General features: G+C 57.9%; 17 protein-coding genes. 11 read left to right on the top strand and 6 right to left on the bottom strand.

Annotated features, from left to right (window positions below; all coding sequences use genetic code 11):
• Nucleotides 1–16 precede the first annotated feature (16 nt).
• The 5 genes from ACYQ6M_RS02955 to ACYQ6M_RS02975 all read left to right on the top strand — a co-directional run bounded on the left by ACYQ6M_RS02955 (nucleotide 17) and on the right by ACYQ6M_RS02975 (nucleotide 7,986).
• Complete coding sequence (locus ACYQ6M_RS02955) at nucleotides 17–1,204, top strand: polysaccharide pyruvyl transferase family protein (RefSeq protein WP_460072050.1); 1,188 nt, start codon at nucleotides 17–19, stop codon at nucleotides 1,202–1,204.
• A 234-nt stretch (nucleotides 1,205–1,438) separates the two neighbouring features.
• Nucleotides 1,439–2,968: a DUF6212 domain-containing protein gene (locus ACYQ6M_RS02960; protein WP_031270447.1), complete on the top strand. Its 1,530-nt coding sequence runs from the start codon at nucleotides 1,439–1,441 to the stop codon at nucleotides 2,966–2,968.
• A 6-nt stretch (nucleotides 2,969–2,974) separates the two neighbouring features.
• Nucleotides 2,975–5,776, top strand: coding sequence for a glycosyltransferase (locus ACYQ6M_RS02965; RefSeq protein WP_460072053.1), 2,802 nt, complete (start codon nucleotides 2,975–2,977; stop codon nucleotides 5,774–5,776).
• Nucleotides 5,777–5,817: 41 nt separating this feature from the next.
• A complete protein-coding gene (locus tag ACYQ6M_RS02970) occupies nucleotides 5,818–7,161 on the top strand; it encodes a polysaccharide pyruvyl transferase family protein (RefSeq protein WP_062487535.1) in 1,344 nt (447 codons plus the stop codon).
• A 33-nt stretch (nucleotides 7,162–7,194) separates the two neighbouring features.
• On the top strand, nucleotides 7,195–7,986 hold the full coding sequence (locus tag ACYQ6M_RS02975; RefSeq protein WP_460073181.1) for a glycoside hydrolase family 16 protein: 792 nt from the start codon (nucleotides 7,195–7,197) through the stop codon (nucleotides 7,984–7,986).
• A gap of 76 nt (nucleotides 7,987–8,062) precedes the next feature.
• On the opposite strand, the gene galE is transcribed toward ACYQ6M_RS02975, so the two are convergent.
• Complete coding sequence (gene galE / locus ACYQ6M_RS02980) at nucleotides 8,063–9,091, bottom strand: UDP-glucose 4-epimerase GalE (protein WP_023003336.1); 1,029 nt, start codon at nucleotides 9,089–9,091, stop codon at nucleotides 8,063–8,065.
• 343 nt (nucleotides 9,092–9,434) lie between these two features.
• Between galE and ACYQ6M_RS02985 the strand changes: the two genes are divergently transcribed.
• From ACYQ6M_RS02985 to ACYQ6M_RS03000, 4 genes are all read left to right on the top strand, one after another.
• Nucleotides 9,435–10,181 (top strand): metallophosphoesterase, encoded by a 747-nt coding sequence (locus ACYQ6M_RS02985; RefSeq protein WP_460072056.1) that lies wholly within the window; start codon nucleotides 9,435–9,437, stop codon nucleotides 10,179–10,181.
• A gap of 197 nt (nucleotides 10,182–10,378) precedes the next feature.
• A complete protein-coding gene (locus tag ACYQ6M_RS02990; protein WP_139314102.1) occupies nucleotides 10,379–11,593 on the top strand; it encodes a hypothetical protein in 1,215 nt (404 codons plus the stop codon).
• Between the two features lie 244 nt (nucleotides 11,594–11,837).
• Nucleotides 11,838–12,227 (top strand): hypothetical protein, encoded by a 390-nt coding sequence (locus ACYQ6M_RS02995; RefSeq protein ID WP_370198641.1) that lies wholly within the window; start codon nucleotides 11,838–11,840, stop codon nucleotides 12,225–12,227.
• A gap of 196 nt (nucleotides 12,228–12,423) precedes the next feature.
• Nucleotides 12,424–12,954: an ABZJ_00895 family protein gene (locus tag ACYQ6M_RS03000; protein ID WP_460072058.1), complete on the top strand. Its 531-nt coding sequence runs from the start codon at nucleotides 12,424–12,426 to the stop codon at nucleotides 12,952–12,954.
• A gap of 146 nt (nucleotides 12,955–13,100) precedes the next feature.
• On the opposite strand, the gene ACYQ6M_RS03005 is transcribed toward ACYQ6M_RS03000, so the two are convergent.
• The 4 genes from ACYQ6M_RS03005 to ACYQ6M_RS03020 all read right to left on the bottom strand — a co-directional run bounded on the left by ACYQ6M_RS03005 (nucleotide 13,101) and on the right by ACYQ6M_RS03020 (nucleotide 16,548).
• Nucleotides 13,101–13,334 carry a hypothetical protein gene (locus tag ACYQ6M_RS03005; RefSeq protein ID WP_023003341.1) on the bottom strand — a complete coding sequence of 78 codons (234 nt, stop codon included), beginning with the start codon at nucleotides 13,332–13,334 and terminating at the stop codon, nucleotides 13,101–13,103.
• 150 nt (nucleotides 13,335–13,484) lie between these two features.
• Nucleotides 13,485–14,384 (bottom strand): hypothetical protein, encoded by a 900-nt coding sequence (locus ACYQ6M_RS03010; RefSeq protein ID WP_460072060.1) that lies wholly within the window; start codon nucleotides 14,382–14,384, stop codon nucleotides 13,485–13,487.
• Complete coding sequence (locus tag ACYQ6M_RS03015) at nucleotides 14,381–15,217, bottom strand: hypothetical protein (protein ID WP_460072062.1); 837 nt, start codon at nucleotides 15,215–15,217, stop codon at nucleotides 14,381–14,383. The genes ACYQ6M_RS03010 and ACYQ6M_RS03015 overlap by 4 nt, the downstream gene beginning before the upstream one ends.
• A 17-nt stretch (nucleotides 15,218–15,234) precedes the next feature.
• Complete coding sequence (locus tag ACYQ6M_RS03020) at nucleotides 15,235–16,548, bottom strand: MATE family efflux transporter (protein ID WP_460072064.1); 1,314 nt, start codon at nucleotides 16,546–16,548, stop codon at nucleotides 15,235–15,237.
• A 245-nt stretch (nucleotides 16,549–16,793) separates the two neighbouring features.
• On the opposite strand from ACYQ6M_RS03020, the gene ACYQ6M_RS03025 reads away from it, so the two are divergent.
• Complete coding sequence (locus ACYQ6M_RS03025) at nucleotides 16,794–16,970, top strand: hypothetical protein (protein ID WP_023003345.1); 177 nt, start codon at nucleotides 16,794–16,796, stop codon at nucleotides 16,968–16,970.
• A gap of 50 nt (nucleotides 16,971–17,020) precedes the next feature.
• Entirely contained in the window at nucleotides 17,021–17,698 is a 678-nt protein-coding gene (locus tag ACYQ6M_RS03030; protein WP_460072066.1) for an SDR family NAD(P)-dependent oxidoreductase, read from the top strand.
• Nucleotides 17,699–17,700: 2 nt separating this feature from the next.
• Here ACYQ6M_RS03030 and ACYQ6M_RS03035 read toward each other — a convergent pair whose 3' ends face one another.
• Nucleotides 17,701–18,288: a hypothetical protein gene (locus tag ACYQ6M_RS03035; protein WP_156912432.1), complete on the bottom strand. Its 588-nt coding sequence runs from the start codon at nucleotides 18,286–18,288 to the stop codon at nucleotides 17,701–17,703.
• Nucleotides 18,289–18,316 lie beyond the last annotated feature (28 nt).

Here is an 18,316-nt window from a genome sequence, read left to right on the forward strand (position 1 = left end):
GACAAAGGAATATGGAATGACACGCGTTCTGGTGATGATACCGTCCGGCGAAGTCTACGATCACAACAATGTCCGCTGGTACAGCCATCAGGACATTCAGCGCAACCTGAACCACTATCACAATATCGGCGATGCCTTCGTTTTCGATTCCTCGCTGAAACTGCTGATGTACGACAGGCTCGAAACCCTGACGATCCGTGAATTCAACCCGGCGGAAGTCGACCGGTTGCGGGATGAATTCGACTATGTCGTATTGCGCGGGTCCAACTACATTCACGGCGAGATGGACTGGGAAATGGCGGAGCAGGTGCTGCGCCGGCTCGGGCTTCCGGTTCTGGCTTTCGGAATTGGTGCCCAGGCGCCGGTGGACGGCAAGCTTGTGCTGTCGGATGCCACGAAGAATGTCCTGCGCCTGATTGCAGGTTCGACGACATCTGTCGGCGTTCGCGGTGCCTACACCGCCGAGGTGCTGGAAGACATCGGAATTTCCAACACGCGGATCATCGGTTGCCCGACGGCATTTCGCCACAACGACCCCCGTCTGAGGATCACGCTGCCCGAGATCGACCGTATCCGGAAAGTCGGCCTGACCGTGCGGCGCGAAGTGTCGCCGGCATACGCCAGAGATATCCGGCAGTATCTCACGTTCCATCGCGACCTGATCAAGTCGGTTGCGGCCCGCTTCGATACCGTTCTGATGGCTCAGGGCGAGCTGGAGGAAAAGAAGCTGGTACTTGGAACGCCTGCGCAAAAGGACCAGGCGATCTCCTCGCTTCGGGAGAATGCCTGGGTTGGCGAGTGGTATCTGGACGACGACATCGAGTGCCTCTACCGCAACTCCATGTTCTATTCCGACGTTGTTGCGGACTATGATGCCTGCGTCAAAGCCTGTGACCTGGTGCTCGGCTATCGCCTCCATGGCAACCTGATGGCTTTGGCAAATGGCGTTCCGGCGCTTTATTTCACCTACGACAGCCGCACGCGCGAATTTGCGGAGACGTTCCGGATCCCGAGCTTCGACGTCTTCAGCGAGAAGGTGTTCCGCCTGAGCGACTATTGGGATCAGGGCCTCTTTGACCGGTTCAACCGGGCCTATGAGGCCACCTATTACGCCATGGGTGACTTCCTGAGCGAAAACAATGTGCCGCATGTCATGCGGGAGCGTGCGCCGGCGCAGCAGCGGAAGATGGTGGCTCTCATGTGATTTGATAAGAATATAATTTCGAATTTTGAATTATTTTATTTGTATTATTTGAGTAATATTGCGATAGAAATGCATTTATATTTTGTGAAAAGCAATAAGTAGATAAATATATTTACATAATTCTATGTTGCGCCGCATTATTGTCACAAACAAACATAAATCTTGTGCATGTATATTAGTTGAGCAAGCGGATCTCCGGCAGGGGGACGCTTCACAGTTCAGATGGGGGCTTGCATGACAGTCGTGGCTACACAAGACACGTTTCCCGTTCACAACGCTACGCGTGAGATGCTGCTGCTGAAGGAGCTGACCTTGATCGTCGTGGGCGTATCAAGGCAGGACATTCCCGGGCCGTTGCTCGAGGCGGTCAAGACGGTCTGGTTCGAGGGTGTCGAGGACGACTTCGCCCTGTTTTCCGACGAGAGCGCAGGCCGGTACCAGGTGTCGGAAGCGCCGCTTCTGCCGCTGGCCGTGATCGTGGATCCGGCTGCAATGGATGCAAAGGACGAACTGCACAAATGGATGCAGCAACGCGGTGTGGTTCAGTTGCCACCGGTTATCGGTTGGGGTCGTGGCGGTGAAGTGGAGGCTGTTTCCTCGATGGTCGGGCTGGTTGCCGATCATGTGAAATCGGGTGCGCGGCGCCTGGTTCTGTCCAGCAAGGAGCTGAAGACACTTCGCAGCCTGAACGACGACCTGCAGAACCGGTTTGCCGCACTTGAAGCGTTCCTCAACCGGCATGGTCTGCAGCCGCTGGATCTCCTGTTCAGCAACGAACCGGCCGAAAACCCGCTCAATCCGAATGTGCTGGCAAGTGCCTCCGTCGATGGTGTCAGCCAGATCCTGCCGGTGCCCAGTTCCGGTGTCAGCGGAGTGGCGGTGCATGTCGAACAGACCGGCAGCCGTCCCGATATCAAGCTGCGTGCCCAGTTGATGACGCTGGAGGACCAGAGGATCGTCGATACCTGGCATTTCTCCAGTGGCGATCTGTCCACGGGCTGGAACATCTTCGGCCTGTCTCGCTCGACTGCGGGCCTGCGCAGAACGCTGGAGTTCCGCATGCAGGTTGAAGAAACCGAGGACGAGGTGCCGCTTCTGTCCGTCGGTGGTCTGCAGCCGGTCGAAATGTTCCATGTGCGCGATGCCGCCAACGGCTTGTCGGTCCTCAAGAACAGCCTCGCCCTTCAGGTGTGGGGTGGCATTCCGGGCGTTTCCATGCCGCCGCACGCCAACTACATTCCGGCGCAGTCGCAACAGGTGAACCTGGACGAAGGCTTCCGTGACATGCCGATCGCCCCGGGCATCCTGGAGCACGCAAGCCTTGCCAATTCCGATGAGGTGTCCTTCGATTTCGAAGCGATCATGCCTTTGCCGACGGAACGCGCCATCGGCTGTCACCCGCCTGCGGAAGGCATGACCATCGGGCAACTTCCGGCAGCTTGTCCGCCGCAGGTGATCCGCATGTCCGCCAAGGCGTTCATCGACAACAGCCGCGCCGCCGATATCGATTTCGCCATTGTGGTTGCCAAGGACCTTGGCGCGGCCAAGGCTCTCTTCAAGGGAGAGCGTGAACAGTCGGTCGGCGAGGCGTTTTCCGGCTGGAAAACCGTCAGCTACGGCGAGACGGCACATCTGAGCGCCTTTGCAGGTGAACGGATCGGGGTCTGGCAGAATGTCTATTTTGCCACCCGGATGAACGAAACGACCGGTAACGATTTTGCCTGGGCGAAATTCGCCAACTTCCGCGCTGTCGTGAGCGGGTAGGCCGGCATGCTCCAGCACACTGGATCAAGACCGGGCTTGCCGAATGTGCGTTACGCACAGTTCGGCGGTTCCGGCACGGCCTCGGCCACGGTCGCCATCGTCATTCCGGTCTACAAGCACTCGGTCCTTTTGACCGAAGCCATCGACGCGGCATTGGCCCAGCAGGCGCCGTTCAACATCGCGGTCGTGATCGTTGACGATGGTTGCCCCTTTCCCGAAACGGGGCAAACGGGGCGTGCCTATGCGCTCGCCTACGACAATGTCTATTACCTGCGGAAGGCCAACGGCGGTCTGAGTTCTGCGCGCAACTACGGCATCGACTTTGCCTTGCGCAGCTTCTCCGATCTGGAAGCGGTCTATTTCCTGGATGCCGACAACCGGATCACACCCTCGGTGATCCGCGTTCTTCTCGACTTCATGAAATCCAGTGATGGTGTGGATTGGGTCTATCCCAATATCGACAAGTTCGGGATCGAGTGGAACGGCAACTACACGGCGGAATATTCGCGCCTTCTGCACGTTACCTTCGACAATATCTGCGAGGCCGGCAGCCTGGTCTCCAGATCCCTCCTCGACGCCGGGGTTCGTTTCGACGAGAGCATGAAGTCCGGCTTCGAGGATTGGGATTTCTGGCTGCAGGCGATTTCTCATGGCTTCAAGGGAGCGAACTATCCCTTCTTCGGCTTCGAGTACCGCCAGCGCGCCGAAAGCATGTTGCGCGATTCCAACCGAACCCGTGACAGCATCCTTGGATACATCAAGGACAAGCACAAGAAGCTGTTCTCCACCGAGACGCTGCTTGGCTGGGAGCACGAGGAAGCACCACGGTTCGTCGCATTCGGAGCAGATACCTACCTGGTCGATCTCTTCACCGATCCTGTCGTTACGCACAAGAAGCGCAGCATCGAGGAATTCGTGAAGACCTTCTGGGCAGCGCAGGCCGAACCGGAAACCTACGGCGTACCTCCGTTCTGGCTGTGGATGTCGCCGGCACACAGGGACGCGCTGAAAAGCTGCGGTCTGCTGCACAACGTCTTGTGGCTGACCGAGCGCCTGTCGGCATCCCATCATTTTGTTGCGCTTCGGTTCGAAAGCGACAAGGACCGGTTGGCGATCGAGGTGAACGAGCTGGGCGAAGGCAAGGAACTTGCCAAGAAGCCGCTTGGCTGGATGTGCTCGCTCGACATCATGAAGCAATGTGTCGAGGACAAGTCCGACGACTGGATCCGGACATTGAGAGGTGCCAATCCGGCACCGAAGATAGCCGAAGTCGTCGTGCGTGGGCCGTTCTCGGCGGAAGACATTCAGGGCACCGCCCTGTCTGCCACAAACAGCCTTCTGGCTACGCTGGGGGCCTTGCGCGAGTCCGGCTATCGCCACGGGCCCGGCGAACGCTGGATCTGGCGTTCTGCCTACTTCCCGAACCGCAGCAAGTATTTCGAGCTGCTGCGGCACAGTGCGGGGGCAGCCCCGATCATGCCGCGTCTTGGCCGTGAGGGCGCGCCCCTCAGGGTCGGTCTGTTGTTGCCGATCGCCACGTTCGGCGGTGTCGAGAAGGTTGCCTACGCGGCTGCCCGGGTTCTGAAAAAAGCCGGGTGCGAAGTCCACCTCTATGTGTTCGGAAAGCCGGTCTACAACCACATCTCCGACAACGACGGGGTGTTCGACACCATCAACTTTCTGGCCGACGACTATCCTCTGTGGGGTGGTCCCAACATGTTCTCCGGCCACGAGTTGCTGATGGGGCATGACGAAAACGCGCGGGCCGAACAGGTTCTCGGGTTCCTTTCCGGCCTTGATGTGGTGATCAACAACCAGCTTGCCCCGGCCAATGCCATTTTCGGTGAACTTCGCCGGCGCGGGGTCAAGGTCGTCAACTACGTGCATGTGCTGGACAGTTCCGAACTCGGCCGTCCGGCGGGCCATCCCTATCTGACGCTTGCCTATGAGCACATCTACGATAGCGTGCTGACCTGCTCGCGGGACATGGCCGAGTGGCTGCACGGCATGGGCGTGCCTGTTGCCAAGCTGCTTCATATTCCGAATGCCGCCGGTTACCCGATGGCGCCGGAAGAGGCCAAACGGCTGTCGGACAACCGTCAGCAAGACCGCGATGGCCGCCTGCGGGCTGTGTTCCTGGGACGGCTCGACAGGCAGAAAGGCATCGAGCGGATCTTTGCTGCGGCTCGTGCCCTGAAGCGCAAGGGTGTCGACATCGACTGGCGCATTGTCGGTTCCGACGTCATGGACGCCGGGGCAGGCGGTTCCTGGAAGGAGCGGTTTGCCGAACTTGGTATCCGCGTCGATCCGCCGATCTATGACAGTCGAAGGCTCAGCCGACTGCTGGCCTGGGCCGATGCCTTCGTGTTGCCGTCCAGATGGGAAGGTGCGCCGCTCACGATTATCGAGGCACAACGTCTTGGCTGTGTGCCTGTCGCCACCGATGTGGGGGCCGTAAGCGAGCTGATCGAGAACAAGGTTGATGGCCTGTTGCTGCGCTCCTCTGACGATGGCGTGGTGACCCATGATCTGATCACGGCGCTCGAAACACTGGCAAAGTCGGAAAGGCTGCTTCGAACCCTTTCGACCAACGCGTCGCAGCGCAGTGCAGAGCGCAGTTGGGAAAAGAGCCTGCAGCCGTTCCTGCGGCAATTGCACAACTGGTTCCCGGATCGCCTGCAAAGCATCCGCCGAACCAAGGCGCCGGTGGCGCAGATTTCCAGTTCATCCGAAACGACCGTCCGGGGGAGTGCGGCTGACGGAGCAACGCTCTGGCAGCAACGCGGACGTCAGACGTCCGTCCGGTAATCGAAGGGCCCGAGCCCACATTTTTGAAAGGTGCAGTTCACATGAAGAAGCTCTTCGTTCTCAACGGCGGCGCTGCCGTCAAGCCGGGCAACAAGTCGGCATTTCTGAAAATCGATGATCCCCTGTCGACCTTTGCACGCGGCGGGATCAACACGGGCGACGTTCTCGTCTATGACGCGATGTTGAAGGCACTTGCCTACGACCAGATCACCAACGTGCAGTTCGCCCATGCGGCCGACGAGAAACTCTGGCCGACCGACGATTATGACGCCACCGTCATTCGCGGATCCAACTACCTCACAGAGACGGTCGATATCGGCAATGTCATTCCGCTCCTGAAGAAGCTCAAGGGACCGATCGTCCCGGTGGGTGTCGGCGCCCAGGCGGCGAAATACAAGAAGCTGGAAATGCCGAAAGGCAGCATCGAGGCCTGGAAGATCATCGCCGACAAATGCGAAACGATCGGCGTACGTGGTGTCTACAGCGCCGAGGTCTTTAACGACATCGGCATCAAGAACATCCGGATCATCGGCTGCCCGAGCTTCTACCGCAATCTGAGGCCGTCCATCGAGATCAAGCCGCTGGATCCGGCCAACGCTCGTGTCGGTCTGACGCTGAACAAGTATCTTTCCGCCGACTATGCGTCCAACGCCACCAAGACCAACCGCATGCAACGGGCGCTCATCGAGGCTGTGGCCAAGCGGCCGGCCAATCGTCTCTATTCCCAGGGTGAGCGCGAGGAAACGCTGGCAATCTTCGAGACCGGCGAAGCCAAGCAGAAGCATATCCGTTCGATCCTCGGAAAGTACAATCTGGAGGGCGACAAGGATGTCGAGGCGCTGATGAGCGAGCGGATGCAGGCATTCTTCGACGTTGATGAATGGGCGGCAGATGCGCGGGACAATGTCGATGTTCTGGTCGGCTTCCGCCTCCACGGCAACGTCATCGGCCTGCATCAGGGCATTCCCGCCGTGTTCTTCACCTACGATTCCCGCATTCGCGAATTGTCGACGCTGTTCGCGATCCCTTCCGTCGAGATCGAAGACTACATGCCGATCAACCTGGAAAAGATCTTCGAGAGCGCCGACTTCTCCAAGGTTCAGCATGTCTACCGGCTGAATTATGCCGAGTACCATCGCTTCCTCACCGAGAACGGCCTCAACCACGTGCTCGCAAAACCGGTGGCTTCGCCGCCTGAGCAGCCGCTGGTCAAGCCGAACCTTGTGAAGATCGACCAGACGACCGAGGAAGTAACCGACTGGTTCCGGGGCGAGGTCGATTTCATGACCGGTGAGATCGAGACCTTGCGCAGCCGCGCGTGGAACCTGGAACTGAAGCTTCGCGAGAAGACATCGCCGGACGCCGGCGCGAAACTGGCGAGCTGACCGGTTCGCGGGATCATGACACGACCTGGACCTGTGTTGAGCCGTCGTCGGTTTCTGACCGGCGCGGCAGCCGGTGGCATGGCGGGGGCGGCGCTTCTTGCGTCGCCCCGCAGCTTGCTGGCTCTGACCTCGAACGACCTGCCTGCCCCTCTGCAGCGGATGGACGGCGACTGGCAGCTGACCTTCCAGGATGATTTCGACGACCTCCACCGGTTTCAGCAAACCTGGGACCGCATGCGCATCGGAGGGGACGGTCATCCGACCATGCGCTACCCGAAAAACGTGGTGATGCGGGAAGGCGAACTCGACCTCAAACTCGGCCATCAGGCCGATCCGAAACGGCCTTTCACGGGAGGCTACGTTCGGACCCGGACCTTCCGCCAGACTTACGGCTATTTCGAGTGCGAGATGCGCATCGCGCGCGAGGCCGGTGTCAACAATGCCTTCTGGCTGATATCCGATCGCGATACGGAGGGCGACACACATTTCGAACTGGATGTGGCCGAAGTCAAATATCCGAACATCGTTCAGGTTTCAGCCCGCCGGTGGCGCCCGGAAAAGAAGGTGCTTGCCGCAAGTTACCGGGCGCATATTCGGCTGGACGACACCTTTCACCGCTATGGGATGCTCTGGACCCGGCAGGGCTTTCGTTTCTATGTCGACGACATGGAAGTCTTTGACGCACCCAACGATTTTGCTCACACGCCAGCGCTGTTACTTCTCAGCAATGCGGTCGCGCCCTTTGCCGGCAAGAACGATGGCGACGTTGCCGGAGCTGCAACCAGCATCCGCACCGTGAGAGTGTTTCAAAACACTTCAGCCTAGAAACGAGTGGCATCTGCCAATGAATTGAGCCGGCAAGTTCGCTTGCCGGCTCAAACATGTCAGGCGTCAGACCTGGTCAGGCGACGGTTTCGTAGCCGCGCGGGTTCTTGCAGACCCAGTTCCAGGTGTCTCGGCACATGTCCTCAAGGCCGCGCTCGGCCTTCCAGTTGAGCAGTTTTTCCGCAAATTCGGTGTTTGCGAAACACTGTGCCACATCGCCTTCCCGGCGAGGAGCGATTGAGTAGCGGATCTGTCTGTTGGAGGCCCGCTCGAATGCCTTGACCATCTCCAGCACGCTGTAGCCGTTGCCGGTGCCAAGGTTGACCGCAAAACAATTGGACGGGGCGGAGCCTGATCCGAGCACTTCATGTGCCCTCAGATGGCCTTCGACCAGATCGATGACATGGATGTAGTCGCGGATGCCGGTACCGTCCGGCGTGTCGTAGTCGTTGCCGAAGACCGAAAGCTCCTCCCGGCGACCGTCCGCGACCTGAGTGATGAACGGCATGAGATTGTTCGGGATGCCTTGCGGATCTTCGCCCACCAGCCCGCTTTCATGCGCGCCGACCGGGTTGAAATAGCGCAGGATGCCGAAGCGCCAGGAGGGGTCGCTGGCGGCGACATCGCGCAGCATTTCCTCGATCATCAGCTTGGTGCGGCCGTAGGGATTGACGGCGCTCGTCGGGTGATCTTCGGTCAGGGGCAGGAATTGCGGGTCACCGTAAACGGTCGCCGAGGACGAGAAGATCATTTGCTTCACGCCGCAATTGGCCATCGCCGACAGCAGGCGATGGGTTCCCACGACGTTGTTGTCGTAATAGGCGAGGGGGATCTTGGTGGATTCACCAACCGCTTTCAGGCCGGCAAAATGCACCACCGCCGTACAGCGGTACTGCTTGAGGATTTCCTCCATCCGCGACTGATCCCGGATATCGGCTGTTTCCAGAGATACCTTCGCACCGGTGATGGCCGCTACCCGCTCGAGACTGACCTGGCTCGCGTTGGACATGTTGTCCACCACAACGATGTCGTGCCCGGCCTGAAGAAAAGCCACGCAGCAATGCGAGCCGATATAACCGGCACCGCCGGTAATGAGTACAGTCATCCAAACCTCTTTTGGCTTCGACGGAGAAAACGGAAAGGAAATTCAGCCCAGAATATCAAACGATTATTGTTGTTCGATGTCATGCATTCATCAGTATTTGTTGGGCTGAAATAAGGCTTCAAGATCGAGGCAAAATGAACATATTTTCGTGGCGTTTTGAAGTGTTTCCGTCCAATTGATCTGAACGTGCTCGGACAGATGGCGTTCCAGGCGTGCGTCCGACCGTATGATCGGACAATCGAGGCACCTGGAGCTGCCGGCTGTGTACCACGCGGTGGTCCGGCAAGAGCGGGGTACAGCCAAGGTATTGAAATGAAACGCGCTGTTTTATACCTGTCAGACCATGGTAAACAGGCACATCTTCATTGGCGATATTCATGGAATGAGTGAAGCTCTGGCTGCGCTTATTGAAAAGCTTGCTCCCGATGCCGGCGACAGGGTCGTCTTTCTGGGTGATCTGGTGGACAAGGGCCCCGATGCTGCCGGCGTTGTGCGCATGGTCCGCCAAATGAAGGATGAGGCAGCCTTCGAAACCGTTCTCATCGAGGGTAATCATGAAGATCTGCATGCGCGCTATCGTGTCAATCTGGCTGTCCGCCCCACGGTTGCTGCGGAGCAGGAAGCTGGAAACGGCGAACTGGCGTCCCTGAATGCTCAGCTCGCCCCGGAAGATGTCGCCTTTCTTGAAAGCGCTGTACCGTTTTTTCGGTTGGACGCGCATGACATTCTTGCCGTTCATGGCGGTATTCCCGGAGACATGCTTGCGTTTCCAACCAGTCTGGACGAAGCGCTTGAGCTGCAAGGCAAGGACCGTCGCAGCTTTCGCAAGATACTGCGTACGCGGTTTGTCAGCGCCGACACCGGTGCTTTCCTGGTTCAAGGGCATGAAACGGCTGGTGATCCATTCTGGGCAGACAGCTATGATGGCCGTTTCGGCCACGTCATTTTTGGCCACAATCCCTTCATGCAAGGGCCGGCTATGTTTCCGTTTGCTACAGGTATCGATACGGGAGCAGTTCATGGCGGTGCCTTGACCGCCCTGGTCGTTGACGGAAACGGTCGCCGGACGTTCGTGTCCGTGCCCTGCTAGTTAACCTGCGTGAACCGCTGCCACCAGGCATACACGTTTGGCATCACACCCAAAATCTGTGTTGTAAGCCTGGTGATTAGCAGTGAACGATACTGCAAGCAGGTTCCTGCCGTCCCACTCCCATTCCTGAGGAAAAGCTACTTGACGAAGCGTCAGGTTCAATCTTGACTCTGCCTGCACCAAGTGTGGGAGAGTACATGAAGATTGGAATATCCGGCGCCTTTGCGGCCGCATTTATTTTGTTTGGTTCCAATGCCTTTGCGCAACAAGCACCTTCCACTGCTCTCGAATGGGCGAAGTCGCAAAGGCTCCTGCCTTCGAAACGGATAAATGGTGATCTCCGCCAGGGTATTCATACGCTCTATGGCCTCAATTCAGTAGGCTCTAGCTCCTTATCGATGCTGGGCAACAGTGACACGAGCCGCTACGTCACGATCGTTAATCCCAGCACCAACCGCACCACGAACATCGTAGAAGTCGGCCGTCCTCAGGACAGGGAGTATCGCGGCATTACCGGGCCTGCAGAACAAGGAAACTCTGTCTTTACCGGAGCATTCGGACCGATTGACTTTTTCGACCTGGACAAAAAGCGCAAACTACTGACGAGCGAAAGAACCAAGGCAAGTCCGGAGCCAGTTGCCGGAGACAGTGCCGGCGGTTTTTCGGTCACTGTTGCCAAAGCCCCCAATGACGGTGGTGTGCTCTTGCACGTGGTCAAGAACGGCCGGGTTTCCACGCTGCAAACAACACTAGGCGCACGTCTGGACAGCGTCTCCATCGGTCAAGTCAGCGGAAGGGAGGTCTTCTTCGCTGTTCTGGGCGATCACACAGCCACCCATTTCTCAATGGTCGAGGGAGGGGACATTCTCAAGCGCGGTCAAGCAAGCATCTTTTCGCCCAAGTTGGAAGACCCGAACGGGCGTTGGAGGCGAGAGGGAGATAGCGGGCCGGTCAGTCGTGCCCGTCTGATAGATGCCGTCAGCAACGTGTACGGTCTCTGGCCACTGAAGAACTTTTACGGCGTGCATGTCCGGCGTGCCAAGGAAGCTGGAAACGATGCTGTTGTAACCAGTCCAACTACCAGCCGGGCGTTCGTGAGCGCCAAAGGCGGCTCGAGCTACCTGATGGACATGGAGGGAAGTTGCAAGGAACGGACGAACTCTCTCGATCCGGTAAAATGCACGATCGCGGTCTCCGTGGCCTTTCGCGACACAAGCGACGGGGTCGACGCGGGTTACGTCATATTCCTGAATCACAAGCTCGAACCTATTGCCCACTTTGGGGGCGCCAACCTCGTCTATCATGATCTTCTGCGGATGCCTGACGGGCAGCTCGCCGCTGCAGGCACTCTTGTGGACGAGGGAAAACGCATGGGTCTGCTCGATGTTTGGGAGAGGTTCCCCGGACTTTGAAATATCTTGGAAAAGTCAGGAATATCCGGGACCAAAAGATCGGACTTGAACTTCCTGAGGCGTTGATGGATGGGGCTGCTTGATGACTGGGCTGCTGGGCTTCTGGAAAAAAATGCATTCCGTCAAAGCCAGGGATCCCGAAACCGGTGATCCGTTCGATGCAGCGGCTTGGCTGGAAAAGGGCCTTGCGGATTTCGATGAAGCAGTCCGGCCAACATTCGGGCTGGTTCAGGTGCGGCGGGACATGGTTGATCTGCTTGCGCGGGCCGAAGCGGAAAATCGAATGACACCGGCCGAACGGGAAGCAACCTGGGCGGCATTCGATGCAGAGATAGCAAGGCGCTTTGGCGAACTTGGAAACGGTTCTACAACAAATTCAGATGTCACCCCGGCAACGACTGTGTCCAGGCCCTTGGACCGTGAAGCTGCGGCAATGGATGCAGCGCTTTCTGTTTTCGATACAACGATTGATGGTAGCCAGGAAAGAGCTGACTTCCTGGCAAACAGGGCCACTGGCATCCTTTCAATGTTTCTTGATGAGCAAGGTATCAAGGGTCCGGAGCGCAAGCAGATCGAGCAAAAGGTTCGTCACGCGATAGCCGAAGAAGCGAGAAACTGCGTCTTTCCAAGTTAAGTGTCGTGTTGATGACGTGGTCCAGACTTCAGGCAGGTACGTGTGCCCTGTTGGAGACACTCCCCAAGATGGGGTTCCGGATACGCATTTGTCGTCAATGCAAGTGGTTCTGGAAATTGCAACTTAAGATTTAGCTTCTATAAGCCGGACGGCCGTCGCCGGAATTCTCCACTATGGAATGCCGGGGCGGGACCGCATGGGGCATGTTTTGCCTGTCCCTGTGCTATCAAAAAAGTGTTTTCAAGTCCTGGGGGCCATTGTGCAGAAAAGTGTTGGATTGGTGAGATTTGCGTTGGTGTACACAGGGCTGTTGATCGCCCTGGCTATTTTCAGTGTCATTCTGGAAACGCTAACCGGCATCAGCGTGAGCGGTTCGGTGAACCAGATTGGTGCCGTATTGGGCGCTTCAAGCGACGCAGGGCGACACTTTTACAAAAAGTACGAAATCATCCCCGACAGCGGTTTCGCCTGGCGGGCCGCTTTTCAGATGACGCTTGTTGAACTGGCCATTTCGGTAGCTATTACCGGGGTGTTCGTATGGTTTCTTCTTTCGCAAGGCGAACTTGCGAACGGGCTTGGCTCCCTCATGGTCATTGTGGTGCCGCTGTTGATCTTTGTGTTCGCGATTTCCCTGGTTGCGAAACGGTACATGTTTACGAGCGGCGCTCGACATGCAGAAAAAGCCCACCTGAGAAAACAGCAACAGAGCAGTACTGTTTTCGAGTGAGGTGGAAACCTGTCTGGAGACTTCGCAGGGCGCCGCCGCCTTCAGGTGAAAACCAAGGCGGCGGCTCCAGTGGAGATTACCCGGTCGGACGTCCGGAGCATCGATACAGGGTTAAGTGAGGCAGGAAGGCCAATGGCAGCTTCGTGTCAGGAAGCCGCGAAGGTGACCTTCACACCACGCTGGCGAAAGTAGGCTTGCATGAGCTTGCGTCCGGAGCGGTTGTTCTGGACGAGCTTTGCCGGATCAAAAACGGCTTCCTTCTGGCCCTCGCGTTTCAACGCTTCCTTGAGAGCTGCGATATGCAGGTCGATATCTTCGTTGTCAGCCTGCAGGGATTCATAAACGCGGTTCGTTGCTTCCGCTACGGTCAGTTCGCTCAATGGTGCATTCCCGATGTTGTTTAGCTGGCGATTACCACACTTTCCGACCTGATCCAAAGGGAGTTGATCCTTCCCAATCTTCACGCCTTCGGATGATCGCTGGCAAGGCGGCGCAGGCACCACTTTGCCAGGCTGGTAAATCTCAGCGCGCTACACCCACTGCGAAAGGGCGGCGCGAACATGGGGGTCTCCATCGTCGCGGACCAGGCCGACATCCTCGGCGAGATGTTTGCTGTTGGGCAACAGGGATTGCCAGGCCAGTGCCCGCACCTGCGGCGTTTCATGATGTCTTGCAATGTCGCGCAAGGCCTCATGAAGATCGGTGTCCCCCATCGCCGCTGCTGTTTCGAACAACGCGCGCTCCTGCGCCTGGCGATCAACATTCCCGGCGATAAGCTTGCCGAAGACACCTTCCGGCGTTTCTTCCAGGGTCATCTCGTATTGCCGGCGGTGTGCCGGATAGGTCTTGGGCAGGAGCAGGTTGATCGACGCGGAGATGGAGGGCGCCGGGAGCTGCGTGTGAATATCGCGGCTGCCGTAATAGTACATCACCTTGCCTGGCGGCAGCCCGGTTTCCTCCTGAAACCTCAAGGGAACAAGTTCTCCCGGGACGCCGCGCACGTTCTCGTATTCGTAGTCGTACAACTGGGTGCGGTACCCGGGACCGAAAGCGCCGACCGTGAAGAAATCGAAGCTGTGATCATGGGTTTCGTAATAGGAAAAGATTTCGGGGGGATGTTGAGGGCTTGGCGGCATCCACAGGACGGCACGCAGGGAATACCCGTCGCCCTTGTGCAGCATCAAGGTTGACGGTTTGAAATCGTTGTCGACCTGGTAGTTCAGAAAATCCGCCAGACCATCGACAAGCAGACCGCGCAGCACATCGGGATCGCGTGCCAATGCAGCCATCCATTCGGCAACGCGCGACATTGCTTCCGGAGTGTAGCGGGAGGCGCGAAGATCCGGAACGATGCCGGATGCCTCCAGCCTTTCAACGAACTGATCAAGCGTCAGGGTCTCGTTCCCTTCGGGAAAATATGTCTCGGTCATGCCGCATCCCCGTCCATCGTTCTTGCAAGGGTTGCTCGCGCCGCTTCGCGAAGCGACGCATCGCGGTCACTGTGCGCCATTTGGTGCAAAGCGGTGAGAGCCTGCTGTGGCGCACAGCGATGAAGCAGCTTCAAGGCATCCCAGCGTGCAAAACCTGCCATGTTCGAATGCACCATTTTGGCCAACGGTTCTTCAAGTCCATCGATCTGTTGCATGGCCTGAAGCAGTTGGAGAACCATCTGCATGCGCGAGGCATGCAGATCGGTGCTGACCTGCTGCAGTGGCTCCAGTGTCTCGCGGTCGAAGGTCCAGGTGCTGTGGGCCCGTGGCGGGGAATGCACGATCAACAACGGCGCGATCGGCGTGGCGGCGGCAATGTCGATGATGTCGCCGAACGCCGGGGCGTCATAGACGTCATGTGCCTTCAGCACGAGGTCGCTGCCCTGGCGCTTGAGGCTGGGCGGGCGTTGATGAAGGTTGTTGCGATCCAGTCCGCACTCCAGCCGCGGTATGTGCACGTCATTTGGTGACAGGTTCAACACGAAGGCATCAAACTCGTTGGCGGTGTAGACCGGTTGCCGGCCACCTTGTCCACTGAAGCGCAGCATCAGGCTGAACTGATCGGTCCGGCACAGGTAGACGTTGCCTTCCCGCTGTGCCGGCAAGCTGCCGCGTTCGCGCACAACGTGCAGCAGATCCAGCAACAGGCCGTTTATGCGTTGCGGATCGAGTGACCGCAGAATGCTGCCCAATTCGATGAATGAATCTATTTCGCCAGAAGGTGGGGTAAGGGCCTCGATCAAGTGTTGATATGGATTGTCTGTCTTCATCATCACACCTCCGCGTTGTTTCAAATGACGCTCAGAGGACGGATCTCCGGAAGCCGCCTTCGAGCAAAAGCATAGGATATCAAACCCTTGCCCGCCAAGACCAAACCGGTCACGGCGGCCATGCCGTTGTATGAAAAGAGGTAGGTGGCGATGAACCCGCCCCCGAGCACGATAACGAGACTGACTGTCGAGATGCGGGTCGCGACCTGTTCGTGACCCATGGTCTGCAGGATCACGAGAGACTGCCGCGTCAAGGCCTCAATGAAGGCTCCGACAGCAACCATCGCGAGTGCAGTCGTTGCTTCGGAGAACCCGGGGCCAAAGGCATTCAGAATGAAATGTCCACCGACTAGCATCCCGACCAGGAGCAGTGAGCAGATCCCCAGGACGACGGCATTCGACTCGTTGATTGCCTTTTGCAATTTGGAACATTGCGACCGGTCGTCGGCGGCAGCACCGCACAACGGGCGGATCATGAAGGATATGGTGGTCGGGATAAGCTGCATGATGCGAACCACCAGCAGGACTGCCGCATATAAACTTGTGGCGGCTTCGTTCGGCGAGGCGATTTCGACGATGAACAGGTCGAGGTGCCACAACATCAGTGAATTGACCCGCATGATCAGCATTCGATTGCTGGTCCGTGACCAGGTCCTGTGGTGTTCGGCGGAGGCGCCCCGCGCCGGTGTCCACCATGCACCGTATATCTCGGGCTCAACGGTCCGAAAGATGACGGCATGCAGGAGCCCCAGGAACACAAACGATACCACGAGAATACCGATCATGACGCTGCTGCTCGAGACCGACAGCCGCAGCCCGTACACTGCCGCGGCGACACAGAAAAGCAGCACAAGATGAAGGGCCAGCGAGCCCAGGATGCTCCCGGTTCGCGGGTACCCGCTGGCGACGAGATATCGGTCGGTCAGAAGCGAAAGTGCGGCAATCGGGGCAATCCAGATACTGTGAAAAGCCAGATGATACTCTTCGAAGCGCTTGTAATCGGCCAGATGTGTTGCAAGTGCGATTGCCAGAAACACTGCATAGACTGCTAGGATGATTGAAAAGCCGAAGCGTATCCGGCTGCGGTTCCAGGCACAGTATGCCCGAATACCCTCGAGGTTCACCGTTTTGCGCATGGTGGGCAGGTAGCGCGAAGCCACCATATCCGTTCCGGACAGTGACAGGGAGGCCAGCAGCGACAAGAGGGCGAATGCAACCTGATAGTCTCCGAAGAGCTCTGTCCCGAGCATATTGGACAGAAGCAGGTTCGTCAGGAGAGCCAAACCGTAGCCGGCTATGCTGATCACGGCCAATTGCACTGGTCTGGATGTCATGCAGAGACCCGCGATATCGGCATCCACGCCAAAACGTGCCGCTTTCGTTGAAATTCGAGCCCGTCAGTTGCCTTCGACACGCAGTCTTCCTGTTGATCGTTTCCGGTTGCAGATTATCAGTCTATCGCCGCCTGACAGCTGAAGTCGCTTTCAGAAAATTCACCACATCGCGAGATCGCTCTGGACAATCTAGTAGGTATGAGTGCAGGATTGAAACTGCAAATTGCAAACAAGGAGCACTAGATATGTCTGAAGCGAAAGCAAATATCGAGCGCAATACCGAAGTTGAAGCCGACATCGAGTTTGTCGATCCGTCGGAAACCGTTGCACTTGCCGGCTCCACGCCGCGCCAGTTGACGGGGCAAGAAGCAGGTCGTGTGGTCGGATTTGGCTGCGACGAGGATAAAACCACAGGTCGCTGATACCGGGTCTGCCGTTTTGGCTTCCCTGTTGAATCAGTACCGATAAACGCATGTCACGAATTTTGCTGACAGGCGCAAGTGGTCGGGTTGGGCGAGCGTTGATCGAACGCCTTGCCAGCCCGGAATTCGAGTTTGCCCTGGTCGGGCGCAGTGCGGAGTCTCTTCGGCAATTGTCGGATGAGATACACGCCAGGGGCGGAACCGCCCACATCATCGAAGCAAATCTCTCTTCAAAAACCACACCCGAAACTGTTGTCCAGCAGGCGGCAACTGCAATGGGCGGGCTCGACGTCCTGATCCATGGTGCGGCGGCATATGGGTTCCGGCCCTTCGCACCGTCTTCACCGGAGCTGCTGCTGCGCGTGCTGGAAACCAGCCTTCAGTCCGCCATCCTTCTGACCCACGCCGCCATTCCGGCGTTGAAGCTTTCAAACAACGCCGTCGTCGTGCAGATCGCGTCTACCGCCGGTCTTCGACCCGTTACTGAAGCCGTTGTCTACAGCGCAGCCAAGGCGGGAATGATCGCGTTCGGCCAGGCCCTGCGGCCAGAGGTGGAGGGGCTGGGTATTGCCCTGCACACCGTCATACCGGGCCAGTTGCAGCTTCAGCCCGGGAGCGACGGGCTTCCGCCCGCACATGTTGCCCAATGCATTCATGAGCTGATCATGCAGCGGGCAGCCGGTTGCGCCGGAAGCGATGTCATTCTGGACGAGACGCCTTCCGAATAATCCTATGGATCGTCGCAGCCGTTGTATTTGCCACCTTTTCTGGCCTCGACGAATGTCTTCCAGTCACGCCAGCCCTGGGCACAATGAAAGCCCCATTCCCTCACGCGCGGCCCCGTGATGAAGAGGGTCCAGGCCGGTTCGGTGAGGACGGGAGACAGACGGTGCGCGAAGCGGGATTTACGGAGTACGACATCTCCGGCACGCAGTTTGCGCACCTTTTCGCCTTTACGGGCAGCGAAAGTCTCGTCGATCGTGCCGGCCAGCATGATCGACACGCTCGGCCAGGGGTGGTCGTGCAGGGCTGCCTCGTCGTCAGCCCGTACGACATTATGTAAATACGCGTTGATGAGCGGGTTCTTCGGCCATAAGCGCCAACGGAAAATATACGGGGCGTCCGGATCACCCACTAACTGATCAGGCGGCCTGTCGACAGGCAGGAGCCGCCTTTTTAGCCGGGAGGCTAAAGCAGACATTCGGATCATCTGAAAATCCTCGCCGACCTGACCGTCGGTGTCAATCCAGATCCCTTCCCGGGTGAAATGGTCTGCGTTTCTTTTTCCGGTTTGTGGCCCGGCATCATCAGCCGCCAACAGCGACACGCCGGATGATGCCGGGCAG

This window comes from Roseibium sp. ROS1, from assembly GCF_054658215.1.

Excerpts from the sequence above, each read along its gene's own strand:
- ACYQ6M_RS02955 (WP_460072050.1), top strand. The coding sequence starts at position 17 with ATGACACGCGTTCTGGTGATGATACCGTCCGGCGAAGTCTACGATCAC.
- ACYQ6M_RS02960 (WP_031270447.1), top strand. The coding sequence starts at position 1,439 with ATGACAGTCGTGGCTACACAAGACACGTTTCCCGTTCACAACGCTACG.
- ACYQ6M_RS02965 (WP_460072053.1), top strand. The coding sequence starts at position 2,975 with ATGCTCCAGCACACTGGATCAAGACCGGGCTTGCCGAATGTGCGTTAC.
- ACYQ6M_RS02970 (WP_062487535.1), top strand. The coding sequence starts at position 5,818 with ATGAAGAAGCTCTTCGTTCTCAACGGCGGCGCTGCCGTCAAGCCGGGC.
- galE (WP_023003336.1), bottom strand. The coding sequence starts at position 9,091 with ATGACTGTACTCATTACCGGCGGTGCCGGTTATATCGGCTCGCATTGC.
- ACYQ6M_RS02985 (WP_460072056.1), top strand. The coding sequence starts at position 9,435 with ATGGTAAACAGGCACATCTTCATTGGCGATATTCATGGAATGAGTGAA.
- ACYQ6M_RS02990 (WP_139314102.1), top strand. The coding sequence starts at position 10,379 with ATGAAGATTGGAATATCCGGCGCCTTTGCGGCCGCATTTATTTTGTTT.
- ACYQ6M_RS02995 (WP_370198641.1), top strand. The coding sequence starts at position 11,838 with ATGGTTGATCTGCTTGCGCGGGCCGAAGCGGAAAATCGAATGACACCG.
- ACYQ6M_RS03000 (WP_460072058.1), top strand. The coding sequence starts at position 12,424 with ATGGGGCATGTTTTGCCTGTCCCTGTGCTATCAAAAAAGTGTTTTCAA.
- ACYQ6M_RS03010 (WP_460072060.1), bottom strand. The coding sequence starts at position 14,384 with ATGACCGAGACATATTTTCCCGAAGGGAACGAGACCCTGACGCTTGAT.
- ACYQ6M_RS03015 (WP_460072062.1), bottom strand. The coding sequence starts at position 15,217 with ATGATGAAGACAGACAATCCATATCAACACTTGATCGAGGCCCTTACC.
- ACYQ6M_RS03020 (WP_460072064.1), bottom strand. The coding sequence starts at position 16,548 with ATGACATCCAGACCAGTGCAATTGGCCGTGATCAGCATAGCCGGCTAC.
- ACYQ6M_RS03025 (WP_023003345.1), top strand. The coding sequence starts at position 16,794 with ATGTCTGAAGCGAAAGCAAATATCGAGCGCAATACCGAAGTTGAAGCC.
- ACYQ6M_RS03030 (WP_460072066.1), top strand. The coding sequence starts at position 17,021 with ATGTCACGAATTTTGCTGACAGGCGCAAGTGGTCGGGTTGGGCGAGCG.